Annotated in this window: 27 protein-coding genes; 15 read left to right on the plus strand and 12 right to left on the minus strand. The window is 67.1% G+C overall.

Annotated features, from left to right (window positions below):
* Positions 1–58: 58 nt before the first annotated feature.
* From BLR03_RS06845 to BLR03_RS06855, 3 genes are read left to right on the plus strand one after another with little or no spacing between them, the layout of a single operon-like run.
* Positions 59–1,270, plus strand: coding sequence for a thiolase family protein (locus tag BLR03_RS06845; protein WP_091251097.1), 1,212 nt, complete (start codon positions 59–61; stop codon positions 1,268–1,270).
* Positions 1,270–2,094, plus strand: coding sequence for an enoyl-CoA hydratase/isomerase family protein (locus BLR03_RS06850; RefSeq protein WP_091251099.1), 825 nt, complete (start codon positions 1,270–1,272; stop codon positions 2,092–2,094). Before BLR03_RS06845 ends, BLR03_RS06850 begins: the two co-directional genes overlap by 1 nt.
* Before the next feature lie 2 nt (positions 2,095–2,096).
* Positions 2,097–2,969, plus strand: a complete 873-nt coding sequence (locus BLR03_RS06855; RefSeq protein ID WP_091251101.1) for a 3-hydroxyacyl-CoA dehydrogenase family protein — start codon at positions 2,097–2,099, stop codon at positions 2,967–2,969.
* Between the two features lie 73 nt (positions 2,970–3,042).
* Here the strand turns inward: BLR03_RS06855 and BLR03_RS06860 are convergent, their stop codons facing one another.
* The gene (locus BLR03_RS06860; protein ID WP_091251103.1) at positions 3,043–3,483 is read right to left on the minus strand and encodes an SRPBCC family protein; all 441 of its coding nucleotides are present in this window, start codon (positions 3,481–3,483) and stop codon (positions 3,043–3,045) included.
* Positions 3,484–3,583: 100 nt separating this feature from the next.
* On the opposite strand from BLR03_RS06860, the gene BLR03_RS06865 reads away from it, so the two are divergent.
* Positions 3,584–4,204, plus strand: a complete 621-nt coding sequence (locus BLR03_RS06865; RefSeq protein WP_091251105.1) for a GNAT family N-acetyltransferase — start codon at positions 3,584–3,586, stop codon at positions 4,202–4,204.
* Here the strand turns inward: BLR03_RS06865 and BLR03_RS06870 are convergent.
* Positions 4,189–5,025, minus strand: a complete 837-nt coding sequence (locus BLR03_RS06870; protein WP_091251107.1) for an SGNH/GDSL hydrolase family protein — start codon at positions 5,023–5,025, stop codon at positions 4,189–4,191. The two genes, BLR03_RS06865 and BLR03_RS06870, sit on opposite strands and share 16 nt — an antisense overlap.
* Before the next feature lie 283 nt (positions 5,026–5,308).
* Between BLR03_RS06870 and BLR03_RS06875 the strand changes: the two genes are divergently transcribed.
* Complete coding sequence (locus BLR03_RS06875; RefSeq protein WP_091251109.1) at positions 5,309–5,989, plus strand: tyrosine-protein phosphatase; 681 nt, start codon at positions 5,309–5,311, stop codon at positions 5,987–5,989.
* Here BLR03_RS06875 and BLR03_RS06880 read toward each other — a convergent pair.
* Positions 5,986–6,297 (minus strand): hypothetical protein, encoded by a 312-nt coding sequence (locus tag BLR03_RS06880; protein ID WP_091251111.1) that lies wholly within the window; start codon positions 6,295–6,297, stop codon positions 5,986–5,988. The genes BLR03_RS06875 and BLR03_RS06880 overlap by 4 nt on opposite strands.
* Before the next feature lie 43 nt (positions 6,298–6,340).
* On the opposite strand from BLR03_RS06880, the gene BLR03_RS06885 reads away from it, so the two are divergent.
* Positions 6,341–8,461: a S1 family peptidase gene (locus BLR03_RS06885; protein WP_091251113.1), complete on the plus strand. Its 2,121-nt coding sequence runs from the start codon at positions 6,341–6,343 to the stop codon at positions 8,459–8,461.
* 9 nt (positions 8,462–8,470) lie between these two features.
* On the opposite strand, the gene BLR03_RS06890 is transcribed toward BLR03_RS06885, so the two are convergent.
* Both BLR03_RS06890 and BLR03_RS06895 read right to left on the minus strand, forming a co-directional pair.
* Positions 8,471–9,679, minus strand: a complete 1,209-nt coding sequence (locus BLR03_RS06890; protein ID WP_091251115.1) for a globin domain-containing protein — start codon at positions 9,677–9,679, stop codon at positions 8,471–8,473.
* A gap of 248 nt (positions 9,680–9,927) precedes the next feature.
* A complete protein-coding gene (locus BLR03_RS06895; protein ID WP_091251117.1) occupies positions 9,928–10,344 on the minus strand; it encodes a PaaI family thioesterase in 417 nt (138 codons plus the stop codon).
* Between the two features lie 162 nt (positions 10,345–10,506).
* On the opposite strand from BLR03_RS06895, the gene paaZ reads away from it, so the two are divergent.
* The gene (gene paaZ, locus BLR03_RS06900) at positions 10,507–12,609 is read left to right on the plus strand and encodes a phenylacetic acid degradation bifunctional protein PaaZ (protein WP_091251119.1); all 2,103 of its coding nucleotides are present in this window, start codon (positions 10,507–10,509) and stop codon (positions 12,607–12,609) included.
* 145 nt (positions 12,610–12,754) lie between these two features.
* The gene (locus BLR03_RS06905; protein WP_091251121.1) at positions 12,755–13,162 is read left to right on the plus strand and encodes a VOC family protein; all 408 of its coding nucleotides are present in this window, start codon (positions 12,755–12,757) and stop codon (positions 13,160–13,162) included.
* 231 nt (positions 13,163–13,393) lie between these two features.
* Here the strand turns inward: BLR03_RS06905 and BLR03_RS24320 are convergent, their stop codons facing one another.
* The 4 genes from BLR03_RS24320 to BLR03_RS06920 all read right to left on the minus strand — a co-directional run bounded on the left by BLR03_RS24320 (position 13,394) and on the right by BLR03_RS06920 (position 15,305).
* Positions 13,394–13,570: a hypothetical protein gene (locus BLR03_RS24320; protein WP_175460432.1), complete on the minus strand. Its 177-nt coding sequence runs from the start codon at positions 13,568–13,570 to the stop codon at positions 13,394–13,396.
* 145 nt (positions 13,571–13,715) lie between these two features.
* Positions 13,716–14,111 (minus strand): Asp23/Gls24 family envelope stress response protein, encoded by a 396-nt coding sequence (locus tag BLR03_RS06910; protein ID WP_091251123.1) that lies wholly within the window; start codon positions 14,109–14,111, stop codon positions 13,716–13,718.
* Complete coding sequence (locus BLR03_RS06915) at positions 14,104–14,718, minus strand: Asp23/Gls24 family envelope stress response protein (RefSeq protein ID WP_091251125.1); 615 nt, start codon at positions 14,716–14,718, stop codon at positions 14,104–14,106. The genes BLR03_RS06910 and BLR03_RS06915 overlap by 8 nt, the downstream gene beginning before the upstream one ends.
* Entirely contained in the window at positions 14,709–15,305 is a 597-nt protein-coding gene (locus BLR03_RS06920; RefSeq protein WP_091251127.1) for an RNA polymerase sigma factor, read from the minus strand. Before BLR03_RS06920 ends, BLR03_RS06915 begins: the two co-directional genes overlap by 10 nt.
* 253 nt (positions 15,306–15,558) lie before the next feature.
* Here BLR03_RS06920 and BLR03_RS06925 point away from each other — a divergent pair, with 253 nt between their 5' ends.
* From BLR03_RS06925 to BLR03_RS06945, 5 genes are all read left to right on the plus strand, one after another.
* Complete coding sequence (locus tag BLR03_RS06925; protein WP_254788252.1) at positions 15,559–15,999, plus strand: Asp23/Gls24 family envelope stress response protein; 441 nt, start codon at positions 15,559–15,561, stop codon at positions 15,997–15,999.
* Between the two features lie 79 nt (positions 16,000–16,078).
* The gene (locus BLR03_RS06930) at positions 16,079–16,237 is read left to right on the plus strand and encodes a hypothetical protein (RefSeq protein ID WP_254788234.1); all 159 of its coding nucleotides are present in this window, start codon (positions 16,079–16,081) and stop codon (positions 16,235–16,237) included.
* A complete protein-coding gene (locus tag BLR03_RS06935) occupies positions 16,234–16,656 on the plus strand; it encodes an Asp23/Gls24 family envelope stress response protein (protein ID WP_139184472.1) in 423 nt (140 codons plus the stop codon). Before BLR03_RS06930 ends, BLR03_RS06935 begins: the two co-directional genes overlap by 4 nt.
* Positions 16,653–17,240 carry a DUF6286 domain-containing protein gene (locus tag BLR03_RS06940; RefSeq protein WP_091251135.1) on the plus strand — a complete coding sequence of 196 codons (588 nt, stop codon included), beginning with the start codon at positions 16,653–16,655 and terminating at the stop codon, positions 17,238–17,240. The genes BLR03_RS06935 and BLR03_RS06940 overlap by 4 nt, the downstream gene beginning before the upstream one ends.
* A 48-nt stretch (positions 17,241–17,288) precedes the next feature.
* On the plus strand, positions 17,289–17,906 hold the full coding sequence (locus BLR03_RS06945) for an Asp23/Gls24 family envelope stress response protein (RefSeq protein ID WP_091251137.1): 618 nt from the start codon (positions 17,289–17,291) through the stop codon (positions 17,904–17,906).
* Positions 17,907–18,037: 131 nt separating this feature from the next.
* Here the strand turns inward: BLR03_RS06945 and BLR03_RS06950 are convergent, their stop codons facing one another.
* The 3 genes from BLR03_RS06950 to BLR03_RS06960 all read right to left on the minus strand — a co-directional run bounded on the left by BLR03_RS06950 (position 18,038) and on the right by BLR03_RS06960 (position 20,627).
* A complete protein-coding gene (locus BLR03_RS06950) occupies positions 18,038–18,643 on the minus strand; it encodes a TetR/AcrR family transcriptional regulator (protein WP_091251139.1) in 606 nt (201 codons plus the stop codon).
* Positions 18,644–18,742: 99 nt separating this feature from the next.
* Complete coding sequence (gene paaK / locus BLR03_RS06955) at positions 18,743–20,071, minus strand: phenylacetate--CoA ligase PaaK (protein WP_091251141.1); 1,329 nt, start codon at positions 20,069–20,071, stop codon at positions 18,743–18,745.
* A 16-nt stretch (positions 20,072–20,087) separates the two neighbouring features.
* Positions 20,088–20,627 carry a hotdog fold thioesterase gene (locus BLR03_RS06960; RefSeq protein ID WP_091251144.1) on the minus strand — a complete coding sequence of 180 codons (540 nt, stop codon included), beginning with the start codon at positions 20,625–20,627 and terminating at the stop codon, positions 20,088–20,090.
* Positions 20,628–20,837: 210 nt separating this feature from the next.
* Here BLR03_RS06960 and pta point away from each other — a divergent pair, with 210 nt between their 5' ends.
* Together pta and BLR03_RS06970 are read left to right on the plus strand one after the other, a co-directional pair.
* On the plus strand, positions 20,838–22,952 hold the full coding sequence (gene pta / locus BLR03_RS06965) for a phosphate acetyltransferase (RefSeq protein ID WP_091251146.1): 2,115 nt from the start codon (positions 20,838–20,840) through the stop codon (positions 22,950–22,952).
* Positions 22,953–22,960: 8 nt separating this feature from the next.
* On the plus strand, positions 22,961–24,130 hold the full coding sequence (locus tag BLR03_RS06970) for an acetate kinase (protein WP_091251148.1): 1,170 nt from the start codon (positions 22,961–22,963) through the stop codon (positions 24,128–24,130).
* The last annotated feature ends 6 nt before the right edge of the window (positions 24,131–24,136 follow it).

Consider the following 24,136-nt stretch of genomic DNA (forward strand, 5'->3'; position numbering starts at 1 on the left):
CGAACGGTCGGTAAATTAGTCTGCTGCCGGCCCCGCTTTCTTGGTGAAGGATGTTCTCATGGTCGAGGCTTTTCTTGTAGGCGGTGCCCGCACCCCGGTCGGCCGCTACGGCGGCGCTCTCTCCGCGGTCCGCCCCGATGACCTGGCCGCACTGGTGGTCCGCGAAGCCGTGGTCCGCGCCGGCGTCGACCCGGACAGCATCGACGAGGTGATCCTCGGCAACGCCAACGGCGCCGGCGAAGAGAACCGCAACGTGGCCCGGATGGCCACTCTCCTGGCCGGGCTTCCCCTGCACATCCCCGGCATCACCGTGAACCGGCTGTGCGCCTCCGGCCTCAGCGCCATCATCATGGCGAGCCAGATGATCAAGTCCGGTGCCGCCGACATCGTGATCGCAGGCGGCGTCGAATCCATGAGCCGGGCGCCGTGGGTCCAGGAAAAGCCCCGGACGGCCTTCGCGAAACCCGGCGAAATCTTCGATACCTCCATCGGGTGGCGTTTCGTCAACCCGCGGTTCGCCAAGGGCGAGCTCGCCCGGGACGGGAAGATGACCTACTCCATGCCGGAGACGGCCGAGGAAGTGGGACGGGTTGACGGCATCTCCCGCGAGGACGCCGACGCCTTCGCCGTCCGCTCCCACGAACGCGCTCTCGCCGCGATCGCCGCAGGCCGCTTCGCCGACGAGATCGTCCCCGTGACCGTCACGTCCCGCAAGGGCGAGACCGTCGTGGACACCGACGAGGGACCCCGGGCAGGCACCACCATGGACGTCCTCGCCGGGCTCCGGCCCGTCGTCAAGGGCGGCTCGATTGTCACCGCCGGCAACTCCTCCACCCTCAACGACGGCGCCTCCGCCATCATCGTGGCCTCTGAAGCCGCCATCCAGAAGCTTGGCCTCACGCCGCGCGCCCGCATCATCGACGGCGCCTCGGCCGGCTGTGAGCCCGAAATCATGGGCATCGGCCCCGTCCCGGCCACTCAGAAGGTGCTCGCCCGCTCCGGGCTCAGCGTCGGTGACCTCGGCGCCGTCGAACTCAACGAAGCGTTCGCGACCCAGTCCCTGGCCAGCATGCGCCGGCTCGGCCTGGACCCGGAGATCGTCAACCGCGACGGCGGCGCTATCTCCCTCGGCCACCCGCTGGGTTCGTCCGGGTCGCGGATCGCCATCACGCTGCTGGGCCGGATGGAACGCGAAGACGCCAGAATCGGCCTCGCCACCATGTGCATCGGCGTCGGCCAGGGCACGGCCATGCTGCTGGAGCGCGTGTAGTGGCGGCCGAGACGCTCGACCCGGCCGGCTTCAGCACGCTCCTGGTCGAACAGCGCGAGGACCGCGTCGTGGTGGTCCTCAACCGCCCCGAGGTCCGCAACGCGATCGACCAACAGATGGTCGACGAACTCCACGCCGTGTGCGCCTACCTCGAGCAGCACCCCAGGATCCTCATCATCGCCGGCGCCGACGGAGTTTTCGCGTCCGGCGCCGACATCGGACAGCTGCGCGAACGCCGCCGGGACGACGCGCTGCAGGGCATCAACTCCACCATCTTCGTCCGCATCGCCAAGCTGCCGATGCCCGTCATCGCGGCCCTGGACGGCTTCTGCCTCGGCGGCGGCGCCGAGTTGGCCTACGCCGCCGACTTCCGGATCGGCACCCCGTCGATCCGGATCGGCAACCCGGAAACCGGCCTCGGCATCCTGGCCGCGGCCGGTGCCAGCTGGCGCCTCAAAGAGCTTGTCGGGGAGCCCGTGGCCAAGGAGATGCTGCTCGCCGGCGCCGTGCTGCGCGCAGAACGCGCCCTGGCCGTCAACCTCATCACCGAAATCCATGAACCGTCCGAACTCATGGCCGCGGCGCACAAGCTCGCCGACCGGATCGCCGCGCAGGACCCGCTCGCCGTGCGGATCACCAAGTCCGTGTTCCATGCCCCGGCCGAGGCACACCCCCTCATCGACCAGCTGGCGCAGGGGATCCTCTTCGAATCGCAGGCAAAATTCGACCGTATGCAAGCGTTCCTGGACAAGAAATCTGACAAGAAATCCGACAAGAAATCTGCCGCAAAGACGGCAGACAACGAATCCGAGAAGAAGAACTAGCCATGGGCAACTCCGTACTCCCCGCCAACCTTCCCGCAGCCGTCGGGGTCCTCGGCGGCGGCCGCATGGGCGCCGGCATCGCCCACGCCTTCCTGATCAAGGGCGCCAATGTCCTGGTCGTCGAGCGCGACGAGGCTTCGGCCGAGGCCGCCCGCGAGCGGGTCGAGTCCGCCGCGGCCAAGAGCATCGAACGTGGCGCCGTGGACGGCAATCTGGACGAGATGGTCTCCCGGCTCGCCGTCACCGTCGACTACGACGGCTTCGCCGGCCGGCACCTGGTGGTCGAGGCGGTGCCGGAGGACTGGGACCTGAAGGTCACCGCCCTGCGCGGCATCGAGGAACGGCTCGACGACGACGCCTACCTCGCCTCCAACACATCATCACTGTCCGTCAACGGGCTGGCCCGCGAGCTGAAGCGGCCGCAGAACTTCCTGGGGTTGCACTTCTTCAACCCGGTGCCGGCGTCGACCCTGATCGAAGTGGTCCTCGGCGAACAGACCTCCCATGCCCTGGCCCAGGCCGCCCGCGGTTGGGTGGAGGCGCTCGGCAAGACCGCCGTCGTCGTCAACGACGCTCCCGGCTTCGCCTCCTCGAGGCTTGGCGTCGCGATCGCCCTCGAAGCGATGCGCATGGTCGAAGAGGGCGTGGCATCCGCCGAGGACATCGATAACGCCATGGTCCTGGGCTACAAGCACCCCACCGGCCCGCTCCGGACCACCGACATCGTGGGCCTCGACGTGCGCCTCGGGATCGCGGAATACCTGCAGTCCACCCTGGGGGAGCGCTTCGCCCCGCCGCAGATCCTCCGCGACAAGGTGGCCCGCGGAGAACTGGGCCGCAAGACCGGCAAGGGCTTCTTCGACTGGACCGACTGACCGCAGGGCCGGGACTGCCGACCGTGCCCTGAACGACTGATCGGCGTTGAACGACTGGCCGGGCCGGCGCGGACTACCTTGATGCCCGCGCGTCCAACGCCTTCTTCATGCCGTCCATGGCCGGAGCCGCAAGTGACTGGAAGGCCGGCCTGACGAACGGTTCGGCAGGCTTGAGCCATCCTTTGAGCTGGAATTCTGCGGTGTACCGGACTTCGGATCCGGAGCCCGAAGGCATGACGTCGATCGTGTCCACGGAGATGACAGACTTGTTTTCGCCACGCAGTGTGATGCGGGTCCCGGCCAGCTCCACGACCTCGTAGATCAGCGTCTGCCGCTTGCCGCGAAACTCCGCTTCGGCGTGATAGCGGTGGCCCACAGCCACCGGGCCGTCGGAGAGCTTCTTGACCACCGGCGTCCCGGGGTCCCATTCCGGCGTGTGCTCGAAAGCGGCGAGGTATGCGAAGGCGTTACTGGCATCCAGGGCGGAGCGGACCGTACCGGTGACTGTGATCATGGGCCCCAGCCTATCCAGAAGGCCCGGCTTTGGGACCGAACCTGGCTCCGGGCCGCCCGTGATCCGGCAAACCGCCATGTCCCGCACCTAGGATGGTCCCGTGAACCGCATTCATCCCATCACGCTCACCGGAAAATATGTCGTCCTGGAACCGCTGAGCCAGGACCACCACGACGGCCTCGTGGACGCGGTGCGCGACGGCGAACTGTGGAAGCTCTGGTACACCGGCGTCCCCGAGCCGGAGGGGATGGCCGCGGAGATTGACCGCCGGCTCACGCTCCAGGAGCAGGGATCCATGCTGCCGTTCGCCACGCGGCTGATCGATCCGGCCACCGGCACACCCGGCGCGGTCATCGGCATGACCACCTACATGAACATCGATCCGGTCACGCCGCGCGTCGAGATCGGATCCACCTGGAACGCCGCCTCCGCGCACGGCAGCGGCACCAACCCAGACTCCAAGCTCCTGATGCTGCGGCACGCCTTCGAAACGCTCGGGTGCCCGGCGGTCGAATTCCGGACACACTGGCTCAACCACCAGTCCCGCGAGGCGATCGCCCGGCTGGGAGCCAAGCAGGACGGTGTCCTGCGCAGCCACTCCCGCACCGCCGACGGCGTCCTGCGGGACACGGTGGTCTTCTCCATCCTCGAGCACGAGTGGCCCATGGTCCGCAACGGCCTCGAGGCCCGGCTGGCCAGACGGCGTCAGCGGGTCGAGTAGGCCTTGGCCGCGCTCAGCGAGGCGAAGTATGCCTCGTAGCCCTTGGCGTTCGGGTGGTAGTTTTCGGGACTGGCCGGGGCCAAAAGGTTGAGATTGATCCACGGGGCCGCGGAATTGACGCCGTGACCGGCGAAAGCGGCCCGTACATCGACGTACTCCGCTCCGGCGGCCCCGGCCGCGGCGGCGATGGAGCCGTTCAGGCCGTCAGCCAGGTGTGTGGCTTTATAGATGAACAGAGACATCGGATCAGTCTGACCCGGGGCGACCGGATCATAGAGGTAGGGGTAGCCCGTCACAACAACCCTGGCGTTGGGGGCGGCAGCCTTCACGCTCTGAATCATCGCGGTCACGTCACCGTCCAGTTTATGGCTGGAGATCTCGCCCTCCGCGAAGTCCGTCGCCGCGGCGCACTGCCGCCCCGCGACGGGACTGACCATGGCGGCACTGCAGTACGCAAGGATTGCCCCAAACCGGAGATTGTTGCCGCCAGCTGTGATGGTGACGAGGTCGGTGGTCTTGTTCAGCTGCCTCAGCTGGGTGTTCACGACGTCCTGGGTCGTCTTGCCGCTGCAGGCCGCGTTGGCGACCAGCTTGATGGTTGGCGCGTGGGCAGCGAGCTCGGAATAGGTGTTCTCGCTGCGGTAACAACTATCCAGATACGGACCGGCCCCCAGCCCGGCGGCGTAGGAGTCTCCCAGCGCGATGTACGTGGTCGTGCCCACCGCCTGCGCCGGCACCCCCGCCAAACCGGCCGCCATTGCCAGGGCGGCGAGACCGGCTGCCAGGGCCGTTCGCCGGCGTCGAAGTTTCAGACTCCCCATGGTGTTCTCCTCAGTAACACGCTGGCTTCAGGGCCCATGCTTTGAAATCGCATCGCGAAGGGGTGCCAGTCCCGGCGGCAGGCGAACTGAAAAGGAGTCCGGCGGCTACCGGGTGCTCCGCTACTCTGCGGAAGCGGGAACCCGCACCATGCCAATATTCCCATTGTGTATGTCTTTTGGGAATCCTGCCGTGGATCCGCGCCGGGGCGTGTGATTAGCTTTCAGGATGACGATTCCTACCGCGTCGGGTGGCCAAGCCAAAGGGATGGCGGTGCACAGAGCGATGCGCTGGGAGGGCGCGGTCAACGCCTGGCACGTGGCCGGGGACGTCTACCGCATGGGACGCCGCGAATGGCTGACCGAGACCGGCTGGCGGCAGGCGTACGACCACGGCATCCGGACCGTCGTCGACCTCCGCAATGAGGCCGAAATCCGGCGCCGGGAGACCGACCCGCCGGTGGACGAAGCAGCCCTGGCGGCCTTCGACGTCGTGCTGGCTCCCACCGAAGACCCGGCAAACAGCGAATTCCGTGAACTCTGCGCGCCGTACCTGAACGACCCCGCATCCTATGCCGACAACGCCAGGCTGTTCCCGGACCTGCTGGCCGGCGTCTTCAAAGCGGTGGCCGCCGCGGAGGGCGGGGTGATCATCCATTGCTCCGCCGGGCGGGACCGGAGCGGCATGATCGCCGCCATGCTCCAGGACCTCGCGGGGCACAGCGACGAAGCCATTGTGCGTGCCTACCAGCGCTCCATGCGGGGCATCAACGAGCATCACGGGCGCTCCGCCGTCCCGCATCCGCACGAACGCTTCCTGCCCGAGGACGTCTTGGTGCCCCTGCTGGAATCCCGCGGCGAAAGCCTGCTGCGGTTCGTTCGCCACGTGAAGACCGAAAATTTCTTACGCCACAATGGCATAACGGACCGGGAGTTGACGGCCATCCTGGCCAAATTGGGACGCTAGAGTAACCGGGTGAAGACTCCGAAGTTCCAGCTGATGGTGCGTGCCGCCGCTGCCCTCGCGATCGCGCTTGCCGCTACCGTGTCCGCCGGAACTGTGTCGGCCATGCCGGCGGTGGCCGAAACCGGTGCGGGAACGCCGGCGCCGGTCCCGGCCGAGCCGTCACCTTCAACCTCGCCCTCGCCGCTCCCAACGACGACGACGGCGGCGGCGGCGCCGGCCGCGTCTTCCCCGGCTGAGCCTTCGGCTGCGTCTTCTGCGCCTGACTCTGCTCCGGCTGACTCTGCTCCGGCGCCTGCCACGGCGCCCATCAGCGGTGCCGGCCTCGCCGAAGCCGTGCAGCGGGACCTTGGCATGACCCTCGCGGAATTCAACGCCGCGGGGGCCCTAGCCCGGCGGGCCGCCGACGCCGCACCCTCCCTCCGTGCGCTCCCCGGCTATGTGGGGATGAGCCTCCACGGCGGCACGATCGTCGTCGAGGGCGACGGCCCCGAGCTCCGGGCCCGTGTGGCGGAACTGAACCGCGTGGACCAAATGAATGGCGTGGACCATCTAAATCAGGCCGGCCCTGCCGATTTCGTGCTGGCCGCCCCTGCATCCGCGGCCGTGGTCCCCACGGCCGCCGAGCTCCTTGCCTCCAGCACGCAGCAACTGTTCGAGGCCTATGTCCGCGACGTCGGCGCCGCCGGGCTCCAGGCTGTCACCTACGCCAACGGCCACTTCGTCATCCGAACCGGCGGCACCACCACGGCGCAAACCGGGCCGGCCTCCAGCGCCGGCCTGCTCGCCGGCCCGGACACAACGCCGGCGACAGCGCCGGGCACTAAGCCGAAGATGTCCGCAGCGGACTTTGTGGCCCGTTACGCCAACGTAGCGCTGGAGCAAGGATCCCGGATCGCCACGGAAGAGGATTACTTTGGCGGTGAGGGCTACATCATTGACGGCCGGACCGTGTGCTCGGCCGGGTTCGGAGCCTTCGGCCCCGCGGGCGACCCCGTGGTCCTGACGGCCGGGCACTGCGCCGCTGACGGCGCCGCGAAACAGGCCGAGATTGAAAACCCGGCGGGTGCGCCGGCGGCCGGCGGAGCCGGTTCCGGCGCAGCCGCGGGAACCCTGGGCTCCTTCGGGTTCAGCCAGTTCGGCGGTCCGGGCAACACCAAGGTTGCCTCGGACGGGACCAATGTGGGCACGGACATCGCCGTCCTCCAAGGCATCAGAAGCGGCCTGGACCTCCAGCCCGCCGTCACCCGGTGGGACAACCCCGCCGATCCTGGGCCGACCTCCGTGAAGATCGTGGGAACCGTGGCTCCCTTCCAGGGCCAGCCCGTGTGCCGCTCCGGCCGGAGCCTCGGCTGGTCGTGCGGAACCGTGGACTCCGTGGGAACGTGGGTCATCGCCGGTCCGGACTCCCTGCCGCCGGACTACGACAACGATCTCCGGGCGCTGAACGGCTTTGACTCCACCACGGTCAAGTCCCGCCCCGGCGACTCGGGCGGCCCGTGGATCAGTGGGAACTTCGCGGTGGGCACGCACACCGGGGCGGAAAGCGACGGCGGCGTCCAGACCCGCGCCATCGCGACGACGCTCGAGGACGCCACCGGCCGCATCCCCGGAGGAGTCCAGCTGCAGCTGTTCCTGAACAAGCCGACCCTCGCCGCGGCCGCCAACGAAACCCTCACAGCCGGCGAGCCCATCACGGGCCACGTGGATGCCGGGCCGGCCTCCGTGGTGGCGCCGAATTCCAAGGTCCGCATCACCGTCCAAAGCTCAAACCCGGACCAGAAGCCGGGCCAGCCGTTGGAAGTGCCGGTGGACGCGTCAGGAAACTGGCAGTTCCCCGCACCCGAGTGGGGCGGTTCCTTCACGTTTTCCGCGGAAACCGTGAACGGCTTCAGCCGCTCCGGAGCGGTCTCGCTGTCCGTGAAGGTCTCCGGCCTCGCGGCCCCGGTCATCACGGCTCCGGCAGACGCCCGGACGGGCGGCCCTGGGCTGACCGCCGTTGAAACGATTGAGGGAACGGGGGAGCCCGGCCGTACGGTGCGGCTCTCCGGTGACTTCACCGGGACCGGACTGGTCGCACCAGACGGCCGCTGGAGCATCAACGTGGCCGATCAGCCGGTCTTCGGGAAAGTGTCGGTGACCGCGGTGCTGACGGCTCCGGGCCAGACGGACAGCCCCTCCGCGACCAGCAGTTTCACCGTCATCCCGCCAGTCCCGGCGGCTCCCCAGCAGCCGGCCGTCCAGCAGCCCGGAACTCCTGCGCAGTCGCCAGTTCCGGCGCAGGTTCCCGTTGCGCCGTCTACCGTCCCGCCGTCGGACGCCTCTGTCACGGTGGGCGGCACGCCCGCGGGCAGCGCAAACCAGCTGGCCAGCACGGGCGCCGGAGGGCTGTTGTACGCCGCCGGTCCCGGCGCCGGTGCCTTGCTGCTGGGCGCGGCCTTCGTGATCTTCGCCCGGCGTCGGGCGGTGCGTTAGCTAGGGCGGCTACTGGAAGTCAGCCAGCCAGAGATCCGGGCCGAAAACCTCGTATTGAATGTCCTTGGCAGGGACGCCGCCGGCAATCAGGGCGCTGCGCACCGACTTCAGGAACGGCAGGGGACCGCAGAGGTAGTACTCGGCGTCGTCGGGGAGCTCCACCGCGCTGACGTCCATGAACCCGGAGAACACGGAGCCGGACGACTCTCCGGCCTCCGCGGGAGTCAGGAACCACGTCTTCAAGGTCCCGTCCGCCAGCGTCGCGAGATCCTCCCGGACCTGCGCCTGGAGCGGAAAGGACGCCTCGCTGTCATCGGCATGGAGGAGCATCACCTGGCGCTGGGAGCCGGACTTCACCAGGTGCGACAGCATCCCGGCCATCGGGGTGATCCCAATCCCCGCGCTGGCCATGACCAGCGGCCTGTCCGTGTACTCCAGCACCACGTCGCCGAACGGTGCCGAGAGCACCACCTCGTCGCCCACCTGGACATCGTTGTGGAGCAGCGTGGACATCTCGCCGTCGGGAGTCGCGAGCCCGTGGACGCGCTTCACCGCGAACTGCCGGTGCTGCCCGTCGTCGGCCTTGGTGAGGCTGTATTGCCGGGGCTGGTGTACGCCGTCGGGCATGGCCATCTTGATGGTCACATACTGCCCCGGCAGGGACGGCTTGACGTCGCGCTCGTCGGTCCGTTCGACGACGAAGGAGACAACGTCGTCCGTCTCCTGGATCCGCCGCACCACCCGCCACGTCCGCCATATGGTCTCGGGGGAGAGGTGCACGGCGTTGTACAGTCCGCGTTCCTTGTTGATGAGCAGGTTCCCCATCAGCCAGTAGACCTCATCCCAGGCGGCGGCGACCTCCGGGGTGACAGCATCCCCGAGGACATCCACGATCGCCCACATGAGGTGGTCGTGGACAACCTGGTATTGGTCCGGGCTTAGCCCCAGCGAGACGTGTTTGTGGGCCACGCGGGAGAGCAGATGGTCCGGGACCTGATCCGGTTTGTCCACGAGCATGCCGGCGAACGCCGCGATGGATCCGGCGAGCGCCTGCTGCTGGCGGCCGTCCGCCTGGTTCCCCCGGTTGAAGAGGCCGTCCAGGAGGTCCGGCCGCGCCTCGAACATATGTTTGTAGAAGCGCTTGGCGATCTCCTCGATGTGCTCGCCGACCACGGGAAGCGTTGCCTTGATGACGGGAAGTGAGGTGTCTGAGAGCATGATGGGTCCCTTCCGGTGTGACCGGTTGCGCCCAGCGGTGCCGGGCAACTCAGCACTTCCAAGCTAACAGTCCGGTCGTTGGGCCTTCCGGGTCGATCGGCCCTACATCACGCGGGGAGAGCGGTGTAGGCGGGCCCGGGCCCCAGCTCGCCGGAAAGCTGCGGGGTCGCCGTACGGTTACGGCGACCCCGCAAGTCTGGGGCGACCTCAGGGGTGCGGGACGGAACCCCGGGGTGCGAACTCGGTCGTCAGGACTTGCGGTCCAGCAGCAGGTTGGTGATCCGCAGCGTGCAGAGCCGCTGGCCGGCCTCGTTGGTGATCAGGACCTCGTGGGTGGTCAGGGTACCGCCAAGGTGGATGGGGGTTGCCGTGATCGTGATGGTCCCCTCGCGGGCCGACTTGTGGTGCGTGGCCGAGACGTCGACGCCCACGGCCGTCTTGCCTAGGGTGCTGGCGTGGATCACGGCGGCCCAGGATCCCACGGCCTCGCCCACGGCCAGCGAGGCGCCGCCGTGAAGGAGCCCGAACGACTGCCGGTTGCCCTCGACCGGCATGGTCGCCACCACGCGGTCCACGGACTCCTCGACGATCTTCACGCCCATCTTCTCGTCGAGTTCCCCGAGGGTGATCTTCCACAACTCGGTGCTGCCGGTCTCGGGCGTCATAGCGTCTCCTTCGTTGCCGGCCGGCCAATGGCCTGGCCGGTCTGTGCTGCCGTAGCTAGTGTGCGGCAAGCCTCATTCATGTACTGTAGACATATTACCGAACGGACGGTCAGTAATGCTGGCCGTGTTGATCTTGCCCCGCGTTGGAAGGACCCGTCAACGATGACCACCACAGTCGTACCCACAGTAGACACCGTAGAGATCGTTCCCAGCTTCATCCGGGGTTCCTGGTGGACTCCCGACGCGGCCTCCGCCGCCGGCGCCGCGCCCGTCCTGGACGCCAGCACCGGCGAACTCCTGGCCAAGGTGAGCACCGAAGGACTCGACCTCGCCGCCGTCGTGGACTACGGCCGCACCACCGGGCAGGCGGAACTCGGCAAGCTGACCTTCCACCAGCGCGCGCTCAAGCTCAAAGAGCTCGCGCAGTACCTCAATGGCCGGCGCGAGGAGTTCTACGCCCTTTCGGCGCAGACTGGCGCCACCAAGATCGACTCCATGATCGACATCGACGGCGGCATCGGCGTGCTCTTCACGTTCGGGTCCAAGGGCCGCCGCGAGCTCCCTAACTCCCAGGTGGTGGTCGACGGGCCCATGGAGGTGCTGTCCAAGGACGGCTCCTTCGCCGGCGAACACATCTACACCCGCATCCCGGGCGTTGCCGTGCAGATCAACGCCTTCAACTTCCCGGTCTGGGGCATGCTGGAGAAGCTTGCCCCGGCCTTCATCGCCGGCGTCCCGACCATCGTCAAGCCCGCCACCCCCACCGGCTACGTGGCCGCGGCGGTCGTCAAGGCAATCGACGAGTCCGGCATCCTGCCCAAGGGCTCGCTGCAGCTTATTTCCGGCTCCGTCCGCACCCTGCTGGACCACCTGGACTACCGCGACCTCGTGGCGTTCACGGGCTCGGCCTCGACCGCCAACACCTTGAAGTCCCACCCCAACGTGGTCAAAGGCGGCGTCCGCTTCACCTCCGAGACCGACTCCCTCAACGCCGCGATCCTGGGCCCGGATGCGGTCAAAGGCACGCCGGAATTCGACGCCTTCATCAAGTCCCTCGTCACCGAGATGACGGCCAAAGCCGGGCAGAAATGCACCTCGATCCGCCGCGCGATCGTTCCGCAGGAGCAGGTTCAGGACGTCATCGCCGCCGTGGGGGAGCGCATCCGCGAACGCGTCGTGCTCGGTGACCCCCGCGCGGAGGGCGTCACGATGGGCGCGCTGGCCTCCCGGGAGCAGCTCGCCGATGTGCGCGCCGCCGTCCAGTCCATGCTCGACGCCGGCGGCGAGCTTGCCTACGGCACGCTCGATTCGCCGAAGGTCACCAGCGCGGACGGGAGCGTCGGCGTCGTCGACGGCGGCGCCTTCATGTCCCCGGTCCTGCTGAGCTGGGCCGACCCGGAAGCCGAGGAAGTCCACTCGCTCGAGGCCTTCGGCCCGGTGTCCTCGGTGATCGGCTACACCGACCTGGCCGACGCCGTCCGGCTCGCCGCCCGCGGCGGCGGCTCGCTCGTCGCCTCGGTCTGCACCAACGATCCCGCCGTGGCGCAGCAGCTGGTCACCGGGATCGCGGCCCACCACGGCCGTGTGCTCATGCTCAACCGCGAGGACGCCCGCAGCTCCACCGGTCACGGTTCCCCGGTCCCGCATCTGGTCCACGGCGGACCGGGCCGTGCCGGCGGCGGCGAGGAGCTCGGCGGCATCCGCTCCGTCATGCACCACATGCAGCGCACCGCCATCCAGGGCTCGCCCAACATGCTGACCGCGGTCACGGGCGTCTGGCACACGGGCGCGGACCGCAACTTCACGCTCGAGACCGAGGGCCAGCACCCGTTCCGGAAGTCCCTCGCCACACTGCACATCGGCGACGCCATCCGCTCGGAGCTGCGCGAAGTGTCCCTGGAGGAAATCACGAAGTTCGCGAACTCCACGGGCGACACCTTCTATGCCCACACCAACCCCGAAGCCGCGGCGGCCAACCCGTTCTTCCCGGGCATCGTGGCGCACGGCTACCTGCTCCTGGCGTGGGGCGCCGGCCTGTTCGTGGAGCCCGCGCCGGGCCCGGTCCTGGCCAACTACGGGCTGGAGAACCTGCGCTTCATCACGCCCGTGGCGGCCGGGGACTCCATCCGGGTCACCCTGACCGCCAAGAAGATCACCCCTCGCGAGACCGACGAATACGGCGAAGTGGCCTGGGACGCGGTCCTGACCAACCAGAACGACGAAATCGTGGCCACCTACGACGTCCTGACCCTCGTCGAAAAGTAACCCCTTCCCGTTGCCCTATCATTTGTGGCTGCTTAAACCCCGGAACAGCAGCCATAAGTGATAGGGCAACAGTGGTGGAGGGGGCAATTGGCGGGCTCTTTTCACCGGGCTGCGGCGTAAAATCTTGCTCGTAGGAGGTGGCGAAATGTCCCTAGTACTCAGTAAAGCCACAACAGTCCTGCCAGTCGATGATGCAGAGCGTGCCCGGCATTTCTACGCGGACACCTTGGGACTCCCGCACCACGGCGTGGCTGAGGACGGAAGCGAAATGTTCGGCTCAGAAGGCGGCCCCATGCTGCAGCTGATGCCAGTCAAGGATGGGATGCATTCAGAGCACACCACCCTGAGTTTCGAAGTCAGCGAGATCGAACGCACCGTCAGGGAGATGGAAGCCAAGGGCGTAACGTTCCAGGACTACGATCTCCCGGATCTCAAGACCGAGAACCACATTTGCACAACGGACTCCGAGAAGTGCGCCTGGTTCATGGACTCGGAGCACAATATTCTCTGCGTGCACGAGAACATCACCACGGTAGCTGATTACCAGCTCTAACCAACAGCATTTCACCCAATACACCCGAGGGGAACAGCGTCCGGGCCTGCCGGGGCGCTGTTCTTTGGTCCGGGGAAGCCGCCGTCGTCGGGCAGGCGGGGGCACATTGACGAGGACACGCCGGTTTTGGTCGGCGATACCGGTGCCGCCGCCCTCAAAGTGCCCCCGGACCGCTCGGGCGGGATCTGTGCCGGGCCGCAACCGGGGCAGGGGCGTGAGAAATGGCAACCGTTATGGGTCGCGGCGGTCTTCGTTGGGGTCCTGGGCCGTTGTGTCCCCGTCCGTGGCCCGTCGTTTGTCATGTACCCGTTTTTCACCTCTGCGCCGGCCAAAAGACATCAGCGCGGACAGGACCGCCAGGACGACGACGATTCCGGCGATGATCAGGATGAGCTGAACCAGTTCCATTGTTGTGCCTCTTCCCTTTGTAATCCGTGCTGCCGGGTCTCTGGCGCCCTGCTGGCTTTGAATACAAGGTGGCAGCCGGGTGGGATCGGCGGTGTTGGCCCCCTGGCTGCGCGAGCGGGTGGCGGAGCCGGTTAATGCCCCCGGGCTACAGCATTGTTGCGCCGCGGTGGGGCTCTATGGCGAGGATGGTGACGTCGATCGTGCCGGGTGTGAGGCCGGTGTGGCTTATGTTTTCACGCACTCGTCGTCGAACTGTTTCGGCGACGTCGAGGGCGGTGTAGGCGATGTCGGTGGCGATATCGAGATGGACGCGTGCGGTGCCGCCGCTGATTGTCGCCGTGACGCCGTTTTGCCGGTAGGTGCCGTCCTGGCTGCCGGGATTGCGGAGGTTTTGCAAGGCGGCGGGACCGAGCCGCGCCAGGAAGCCTTGGATCGTGGGTTCAAGTCTGAGGACTCCGGGTGTTTCCAGTGTGGTGCGTGTGGCGATGGAGGCGATGAGCCGGCTGGTGATGATGGAGCCCTTGAGGGATTGGTCAGACATCGTAAAGGTCCTCAACAGTGATATTGACGGTTCCGGCGCCAATACCGACGCCGGCCGGAAGCGCGTTGCTGATCTCTTGTCGCAACGCCTCCATTGTCCGAGGGATGACGATCCCCTGGGCGGCGGCCACCCAAAGATTGACGATGAGGCGAGGACCATCATTGGCGTCGGTCCCGGTGGTCCCGGAGGGGTGGTCTTCACCGGCGAGACTGGCGGTGGCGGAACGTATGTCGATCCGGCAGCGTCGTGAGTAGACGCCGGGGATCGCTGCCGCCGCGACGCGGATGAGGGAGCTCAGGGCCTGTTCGCTGATCTCCGTGGTGCCGTTGTCTGCGCTGCGCAGGAGGATGCTGCTACCGCGGCGGACTTCAGCGCGAGCCACATCCATGATGGCGTTTTCGATCCCGGGACGGGGTTTCAGTGCGGGATCGTGAAGGTCGCTTTCGCGCAGTGAACGGGTTGCTTCGCCGAGTCTTTGCAGTCGGGTCCTGGCAGTTTGGCATTGTTCACAATGTTCTTCGTGTGCGGTGGGTGGCCGGGCGATGGTGGCCCAGATGCGGTCGATGCTTCGGCCGCAGCCGAGCCGGGGGATGTCTTCTAGCGCCATTCGCTCATCCCTCCTGCTATCTGGTGCCGTGCCCGGGCGAGTGTGCCGCGAACTGCTGTCGGGCTGATCTTCAGTGTGACACCAATCTCGGCGTAACTGCGTCCGTGCATTTCCCGCAGCAGCCAGCAGGCCCGCTGTGCCGGGGGAAGCGTGTTTAGGACTGCGGTCAGGCCATCCTGTTCGGCGGACCATTCAGCCTCATGGGCCGGATCCGAACCGGCCGGCACCGCGCGGGCGCAGGCTTCGGGTATGGTGTCCATGTCCTCCGGTTGGATGCAGTTCACGGCATGGGCGGACCGCTTACGCAGCAGGTCCAGGCATTTGTTCGTCGCCAGCCGGTAGATCCAGCCACCGAATGCATCGACGTCAGCGAGCATGGGAAGACCTCGCCAGCTCGTTGTCAGAGTCTCCTGCACGATGTCTTCGGCTTCGCCATGGTCGTTGAGCATCCGATACGCCAGCCGAAAAATTTTGTACTGATAAGTGAGCACCAGGTGTTCGAATGCTGCCAGGTCGCCGTCCTGGGCACGGGCGACGATGCTCCCTTCGTCCAGGTCCGGTTCGAAGCCGGGGCCATGATCACCCATGCGCTGTCCATCCCGTCCGGTGACTTACCGGTATCTGGCCAAATATGCCACAGCCGGGCAACGCCGGGAACCATGCCGAGGCTCCGTTGCCCAGTGAAGAAAATAATCTGCGCCATCACGTGACGATTCCTGTCGGGTTTCGTCTTTACCGGTGTAAGTACGATCACCAGTCCACGAGGAGATGTTTTCCATGACAGAGACACCCAAAACCCCCGGAACTGCCAGCGGCGTCATGGCCACACCCGACGATCAGATGCGCGGCGGCGCGCTGGAACAGGTGAAGGCGAGGGACGCACTGCACACCGATCGCGGCGACACCACGATCGAGGAAACCGTAGTGCAGAAGCTGGCCGGCATAGCGACCCGCGAGGTTCCCGGTGTGTACGCCATGGGCAGTGCTGGCCGGCGGGCGTTCAGTGCACTGACGGAACGCATTCCCGGTTCCCAGACCAATGTCAGCGGCGGCGTCAGCGTGGAAAAGGGCGAACGTCAGACAGCCATCGACGTCTCCATCGTCGTCGACTACGGGTTCTCCGTGGTGGAGGTCAGCCAGGCCATCCGCCGCAACATCATTCAGTCCGTTGAGCGCGCCACCGGGCTGGAAGTGCTCGAAGTGAACATCAACGTTACCGATGTCCACCTGCCCGACGAAGAACACGACGACCAGCAGGTCCAGAAGACCCAACTGCAGTAACCACCCGTCGCAGAACCCTCCGCCAAGGGGAACGGGACGATGAGGAAAAAGGATGGCTATGTCTACTACACGCTGGTGCATGACGATAGGACTAGTACTGGGAATCGTTCTGGGCTTCGGTGGCTGGCTGGCGCTGCTGTCCGCGGTGATCCTCGGATTTATCGGACTGCTGGTCGGCCGGGTCGCGGAAGGAAAACTCGACTTGCAGGCCCTGTTCGGTAGAGCATCGAGCCGATGAACCCGCCAGGAGCCCACGCCCTGCCGTTGCCAGGGGACGGGGACGCCGGCCCGGACTTCGTCGAGACGGGCACGCGGGGCCAGACCGTCCTGGCAGCCAGGGTGATCGAGAAAATCGCCGCCCAGGTCGCCAGCGACGAGTCCTCCGCCGGCGGTTCCTCCGGCGGATTTCTGGGCATCGGGAACCGTGCTGACCTCTCCGCCCGGCCCAAGGCATCCGTGGAACTGGCCGGGAACATCGCGACTCTAAGGGTCGAGGTCGGGATGCTGTACCCGGTGCCGTTACGCCAGGCCACCGAGGCTCTGCGCGGCCGGATCAGGACCAGGGTGACGGAGTTGACCGGAGTTGACGTCCGCGAGGTTGACATCAGGATCTCGTGGCTCACCACCGAGACCAACGGACGAAGGAGGTTGCTATGAGCCGGCACGGCCAACGGTCGTCGCGCCTGCGGCACCGTCCCAGCCGCGCCGTCCCGTCACTCATCGCCGGAACCCTGCTTCTGGCAGTCGGCGTCGCCTTGGTCTGGCTGACCATCACCCGGCTAGTCAACGGCACGTGGCCCACCCTCCTGCAGGGACCGCGCGACTGGCTCACCGCGCTGGCGTGGAACGACCCCGCCGTCCGGCAGATCGGGATAGCCGCCATCGTGGCGGGGGTGATCCTGTTGCTGTGCGCCATCATTCCCGGAGGGTTCAATGCCCTCACAATCGATGATTCCCGCAGCGGCGCGGGGGCTGAGGCGCCGCCGGTGCAGGAGCGGGAAACAGTGATGACCCGCCGCGCCGTCGCCCGCCTGGCGAAAGCCCGGTGCCTGCAGATCGACGGTGTCGGCTCGGCCGCAGCAACAGCCACCACCCGGCGCGTACACCTGAGCGTGAAGACTTCCCTGCACGAGCCGGGGGACCTGCGCACCAGGATCATCGAGGCTGTCCGGGCCCGTCTGGAAGAAACCGGGCTCTCCCCGGTTCCGCAGGTTACCGCCACGGTCCGGTCCAGAGACTAAGACTATTCGCGCACCCGCCCGCCGCGACTATTTGAAGGATGGTTTCCGATGAGACAGACCGCAGGGACCCTGAACCGGATCTGGCTAGCAGTTCTCGGCATCCTTGTCCTGGCCGTCGGCACTGCTCTGCTCCTGCAGTCCAACGGGACACTGCATGCTCTTTTGAACACCGCCCGCTTTTGGGAGTCCGTCGTCACCGGTGACCTGCACGCGTTCTTTGCGCAGCCGTGGGTGGCGGCCACCCTACTGATCATTGGCGTCATCATCGCGGTGCTCGGGCTGCTGTGGATTACCGCCCAGATCCCAAGGAAAAACACGGCAGGCGCCTACCGCCTCCATGACGACGGCAGTCAGGGATTCACCTTCTGCGACCCGTCCGTCCTCGCCGCCGCCGTCGAAAACCGGATCAACACCCTCCCCGGTGTCATTAGTTCCGCGGTCCTGCTGAGAGGAACAGCCAGAGCTCCCGACCTGAGCCTGAGGGTGACGGTCAATGACAGGGCCGACGTCCAGGACCTCATCCACCGCATTCAATCATCCACCCTTCTGGAGCTCTCCTACGCACTGGAAGCGCCCCTGCAGCGCAGCCAGCTGCAGATCGACATCAGCGGGCGAACCCAAAGCACCGGAACCGTGGTGCATTCCACCGGCACTGTCGTCCAGTAGCCGCTGATCCTTTCATGCGACGAGGGCTCCTGTCGGATTCAGCAGTCTTCTGCGTCAGCCGGGCGAGGGCACATTGACCCGGACGCGCCGGTACGGCGATCAGGCCGCAACAGGGCGCAGGAAGCGGGGGCCTACTGCGGGACGTGGAGGCCGTGGAAGGCCATGGTGATGACGTCGTCGGCCAGCTTCTCCGGGGATAGCGAGCCGCCGGGCTTGTACCACTCGACGATCGAGTTGATGGTGCCGAACAGCAGGCGGGTGACGGTGCGGGGATCGATGTCCTGGCGCAGCGAGCCTTCGTCGCGGGCGGCGGAAATGAGGGCCGCCACCTTGTGGTCGAAGGTGCGACGGCGTTCCAGCGCATTCCGCTCTATCTCGGTGTTGCCGCGCAGGCGCAGCAGCAGCGTGACGAACGGCAGCCGTTCCACAAGGACCGAGATGGTCTGACGGACCACGAATTCCAGCCGGGCCTCGGCCGAGCCGGTCTGCGCCTCGGGCCGGTCCAGGATGGCCTCGAGGCCGCCGAGGGCGTGATCCAGCGCGAGCTTGAGCAGATCGCCCTTGGACGGCACGTGGTGATAAATCGCGGACTTCGAGATGCCCAGGTTCTCGGCGAGGATGCCCATGGAGGTGGCGTCGTAGCCGTGGCGGTTGAAGACGTCGACGGCGATCAGCAGGACCGACTGCTGGTCATAGCCGGGGCGGCCGCGCTTGGTGTTGGTTGCTGTACTGGGCATACTCGCTAGTTTCTCATGAACGGTCGGTCAGCCCGGCCAGCCTGGCCCCGAAGGTCAGGCGGGCCGGGCTGGCCTGGTGGCTGGACCGGCGGGGCAGGGTCAGCCTTTGGGGCGCATGTCGTAGATCCGGCGCAGCTTGCCGTTGGACCGCTCCAGCGAGCCGGGTTCGACGACGTCGACGGTGCAGGAGGAGCCGACGTGGATCTTGATCTGCTGCTGCAGAACCTTGGCGGCGGCCGTGCCGCTTTCGATCGTGACGGTGTCCCGGCGTTCGATCTTGACGGTCATCTGGTCCATCCGATGGCCTTCGGGCCGGGTGAGCTCCAGCTGGAAGTGCGGGCTGAGCTCGGGGATGCGCAGGGCGATTTCCTCGATCTGCGAGGGGAACAGGTTCACGCCGCGCAGGATGATCATGTCATCGCTGCGGCCGGTGATGCGGCCCATGCGGCGGTGTGCCGGCCGCGCGGTGCCCGGCAGGAGCCGGGTGAGGTCCTTGGTGCGGTACCGGATGATGGGCAGGGCTTCCTTGGTGAGCGAGGTGAAGACGAGCTCGCCGGGTTCGCCGTCGCCCAGAACCACGGAGGGGTCGAAGGCGTCGATGATCTCGGGACGGAAGTGGTCCTCCCAGATGTGGCTGCCGTCCTGCGTTTCCACGGCTTCGCCGGCCACGCCCGGGCCCATGACCTCGGAGAGGCCGTAAATGTCGCACGCCTTGAGGTTCATGGTCACCTCGAGCTCGTGCCGCATTTCCTCGGTCCACGGCTCGGCACCCAGCACGGCGTACTTCAGCGAGGTGGAGGCCGGGTCGATGCCCTGCTTGATCATGGCGTCGGCGATGGTCAGCAGGTAGGTGGGGGTGGCCAGGATGGCGTCGGGCTTGAAGTCCTGGATGAGCGTGATCTGGCGTTCGGTCTGGCCGCCGGAGATCGGGATGACGGTGCAGCCGAGGGCCTCGGCGCCGGCGTGGGCGCCCATGCCGCCGGTGAACAGGCCGTAGCCGTAGGCGTTGTGCACCTTCATGCCCGGCCGGACACCGGAGGCGCGCAGCGAGCGGGCCACGAGCTTGGCCCAGTCGGCGAGATCCTTCTTCGTGTAGCCCACCACGGTGGCGCGGCCCGTGGTTCCGGAGCTGGCGTGGATCCGGGCGACCTCATGCTGCGGCACGGCGAACATGCCGAACGGGTACTCGAGGCGGAGGTCTTCCTTGGTGGTGAAGGGGAACTTGCCGAGGTCGGAGAGCTCGCGCAGGTCGGTCGGGTGGACGCCGGCGGCGTCGAACTTGCGCTTGTACAGGGGAACGCGGTCGTAGGCGTAGGCCACGGTGTGCTGCAGGCGGCTGAGCTGGAGCGCCTCGAGTTCGTCGCGGGAAATGGTTTCCTCGCGGTCCAGGACAGCGTCGGTAGTGGCGGCGGCAGTTTCTTGGGTCATCTGTGGTTCCCTGTTTCTATTTCTTGGAGATGGTGCGGCTGCGGCCGCGGAACTCAGCGATGAGTTCGCCCGGGGCGATGTCGGTGGGGAGTTCGCCCGGAACCGTGGCGGCGGGAGCCGGGCCGGCGGGTGCCGACTGCGGTGCCGCAGTCGCGCCCGTGCCTGGATCGGCGGCGTAGATCTGGATGTCGTAGAGACCACTGCGTCCTGTGCTGGCGCGACGGTTGGCGACGGCGGTCAGGACCTGGCCGCGGAAGGCCGGCTTGAGGAAGTTGATGTCGACGCCGGACGCCACGGTGATGGTGTCTGTGTCGATCCCGGCTTCGCCGGGTTTCGGGCTGGCCGGGTTGCAGGCCAGCGCGAAAGCTGTGTCGCCGAAGGCGAAGATCATTCCGCCGTGGGCCATACCGAATCCATTGAGCATTTCCTGGCGGAGCGTCATGCGGATCGTGGCATGTCCGTCGTCCAGTGCCACAACTTCGATGCCCATCCACTCCGATGCGTAGTCGTCTTTGAGGATGGGGTGGGTGTCACCGGAAATCGTCAGTTCAGCCATGCGTCGTTGCCTCCAGCTTTATTTACCGAATGTTCATTAGGTAATCCCATTTGGGTGCCCGCTGTCAAGAGCTGGCGGGCCATCCGCCCGAACAGCAGGCATATTTCGGGACCTGCCCCGTGGGCTCCGGGCGCCGCGTGGAGAAACTGCGGCAACTGGTGAAAGTATGGAGGGACGGAGCACCACCACGACACGACCTAAGGGCGGATCATGGCCAAGGGGATATACGTCAGCGCGACCACACCGGGATCCGGGAAGTCGCTCATAGCGCTGGGGCTGGCGGACACGCTGCACCGCCATGCTGACCGCATCGGCTTTTTCAAGCCTGTGGTTCACGGCAACGACGCCGCGGCGGACCCTATGGTGGCCCTGATGAAGGCCCGGTTCGATCTTGACGACCAGCGCTGCCGCGGCGGCCTGACGTTTACCGAGGTCCGCGGGCTGCTGGCCGAGGGAAACCGGGCGGAGATCGACGCCCGCTGTGTGGAGATCTTCGCCGAAATGTCACGCCACTGCGACGTGGTGATTGTGGAGGGAACGGACCTCACCGGCCAGGACGCCGCCGTCGAATTCGACCTCAACGCACGCCTCGCGAACAATCTGGGCGCCTCCATCGTGGCTGTGGTGGGCGCGAAGGGGCGGACTGTCGCGGAAGCGGCCGACGCCGTCGAGGTTGCCCGCAAGGAACTCCTCGCCGAACGCTGCACGCTCCTGGCGATCATGGTGAACCGGGCCGACCCGGAGGACCTGGACGGCATTGCCGCGGCCGTCCGCCCCGGCGCCTCAGGCCGGCCCGTGTACGTCCTGCCGGAACTTGAGTCGATCGCCAGGCCGACCACCGGCGAGGTCGCCTCCGCCCTGGGTCTGGGCCAGGTGGCCGGCCTGCCGGACCTGGAACGTGACGTGCATTCGGTCAAAGTGGCGGCCATGAACGTGGCCAACTTCCTGCACGTGCTCGACGACGGCGCCCTGGTGATCGTTCCCGGTGACCGTGCCGACGTGCTGGTCGCCTGCCTGGCGTCGTCGTTCTCGCCCGAATTCCCCGTCCCGTCCGCGCTGATCCTGACCGGCGGACTGGCTCCCGATCCCACCATCTACTCGCTGCTGGCGCAGGCCCCGTTCCCGATCTTCGCCGCCCCGGACGACACCTACGTGACCGCCAAGCGGGTCTCCGAGGTGCGCAGCGAGATCTGGTCCGGACACCGCCGCAAGGTGGCCTCCGCCCTGGGCCTGTGGGCCAGGCGGGTGGACGAGGCCGAGCTGCTGGAGCGGCTGCACCTGCCCCGGCCGGAACGGATGACGCCGCTGCGGTTCCTGCACGATCTCATTGAGCGGGCCCGGCTGCAGCGCCGGCATATCGTCCTGCCGGAGGGGAACGACGTGCGGATCCTGCGTGCGGCCGAGATTCTGCACCGGCGCGATGTCTGCGACCTCACGATCCTGGGCAACGAGTCGGCGGTCCGGGAGCTGGCGTCCACCCAGGGCATCGACCTCTCCGGCATGAGCATCGTGGACCCCGCGACGTCGGAGCTGCGCCAGCAGTTTGCGGAGAAGTACGCGGAGCTGCGGGCGCACAAGGGCGTGGACCTCGCCCGGGCGCTGGAAGTCATGCTGGACGGCAGCTATTTCGGCACGATGATGGTGCAGCTGGGCGTGGTGGACGGCATGGTGTCCGGAGCCGCGCACACCACCGCCCACACCATTCGTCCCGCCCTGGAGTTCGTCAAGACCCGCGACGGCGTGAAGATCGTCTCCTCCGTGTTCCTGATGCTGATGCCGGACCGGGTGCTGGTCTACGGCGACTGCGCGGTCAATCCGGACCCGAACGCTGAGCAGCTGGCGGACATCGCCCTGGCCTCGGCCGAGACCGCCGCCCAGTTCGGCGTCGAGCCCCGCGTGGCCATGTTGTCCTACTCCACCGGCGGATCCGGCAGCGGCGAGGCGGTGGACAAAGTCCGGGAGGCCACCGAAGTGGTGAAGGCGCGCCGCCCGGATCTCGCCGTCGAGGGCCCCATCCAGTACGACGCCGCCGTGGATGCCGCGATCGCGCAGTCCAAGATGCCCGGCTCAACCGTCGCCGGGCAGGCCACCGTGTTCATCTTCCCGGACCTCAACACCGGCAACAACACCTATAAGGCGGTGCAGCAGTCCTCGGGTGCTGTCGCCGTCGGGCCCGTCCTGCAGGGACTCCGCAAACCGGTGAACGACCTCTCCCGCGGCTGCACCGTGGAGGACATCGTGAACACGGTGGCCATCACCGCCGTCCAGGCACAGTCCGCGGAGATCCAGCCAGCAACCAAACTTCCCGTCGAAGCCAAGGCTTAGGAGGCCCCGTGCTCGTGCTCGTCATCAACTCCGGCTCATCGTCGCTCAAGTACCAGGTACGTGACGTCGAGGCCGGCAGCGTGCTCACCGAAGGCCTGATCGAGAAGATCGGGATGGGCACCGGCGGCGAGGGGGACGGCCAGATCGAGGGCCCGCGCGACCACGCCGAAGCCCTGGAACAAGTGGACGCGGCCATCCACGCAGCCCTGGGGGACCGGGCCCTGGATGCCGTGGGCCATCGCGTGGTGCACGGCGGGGAACGCTTCGCCGAGCCGGTGCTGGTCAACAACGAGATCACCCGGGCCATCGAACGGCTGAACCCGCTCGCGCCGCTGCACAACCCGGCAAACGTCCTGGGCATCCGCGCCATCTCGAAGAAGTGGCCGCAGCTGCCGCAGGTCGCCGTGTTCGACACCGCCTTCCACCGCACCCTGCCGGAGCACGCCTGGCGCTACGCCGTGCCGGACGAGCTTTACACGAACCACGGGATCCGCCGCTACGGGTTCCACGGCACCTCGCACGAGTATGTTGCGCACCGGGCGGCGGCCCTGCTGGACGTTCCGGTCGAAGAGTTCGACGCCGTCATCGCCCACCTGGGGAACGGCGCCTCGGTCACGGCCATCCGCGGCGGCCAGTCCATCGACACATCCATGGGCTTCACGCCGCTCGAGGGCCTGGTCATGGGCACCCGCTCCGGTGATCTCGATCCGTCCATCCTTGTCTTCCTAGGCCGGGCCGGCTGGTCCCCCGAGGACCTGGATTCGATGCTGAACCGGCAATCCGGGCTCAAGGGTCTTGCCGGAAACAACGACATGCGCTCGGTCGTGGAGGCCGCGGAGGCCGGCGACGCCAAGGCGGCCATGGCCCTTGCGGTCGCGTCCTACCGGCTCGCGAAGTACATCGGCGGGTACCACGTGGCTGTCGGCGGCGCGAAGGCCCTGGTGTTCACGGCCGGGATCGGCGAGAACTCGCACCAGTTCCGGACCCTTGTGGCGCAGCGGCTCGGTGCCCTGGGCGTGGAGCTCGACGCCGGGCTGAACCGGGAGCGGTCCAAAGAACCCCGCGTCATTTCCACCCCGACGTCGGCCCTGCCCATCCTCGTCGTGCCGACCGACGAGGAGCGCGCGATCGCCGAGGCGACGGCCGCCGTCGTCGCCCAGGCGTCCGTTGCTCCGTAGCCGCCC

It is taken from the genome of Arthrobacter sp. ok909, from assembly GCF_900104405.1.
In the GTDB taxonomy this organism is placed as follows: domain Bacteria; phylum Actinomycetota; class Actinomycetes; order Actinomycetales; family Micrococcaceae; genus Arthrobacter; species Arthrobacter humicola.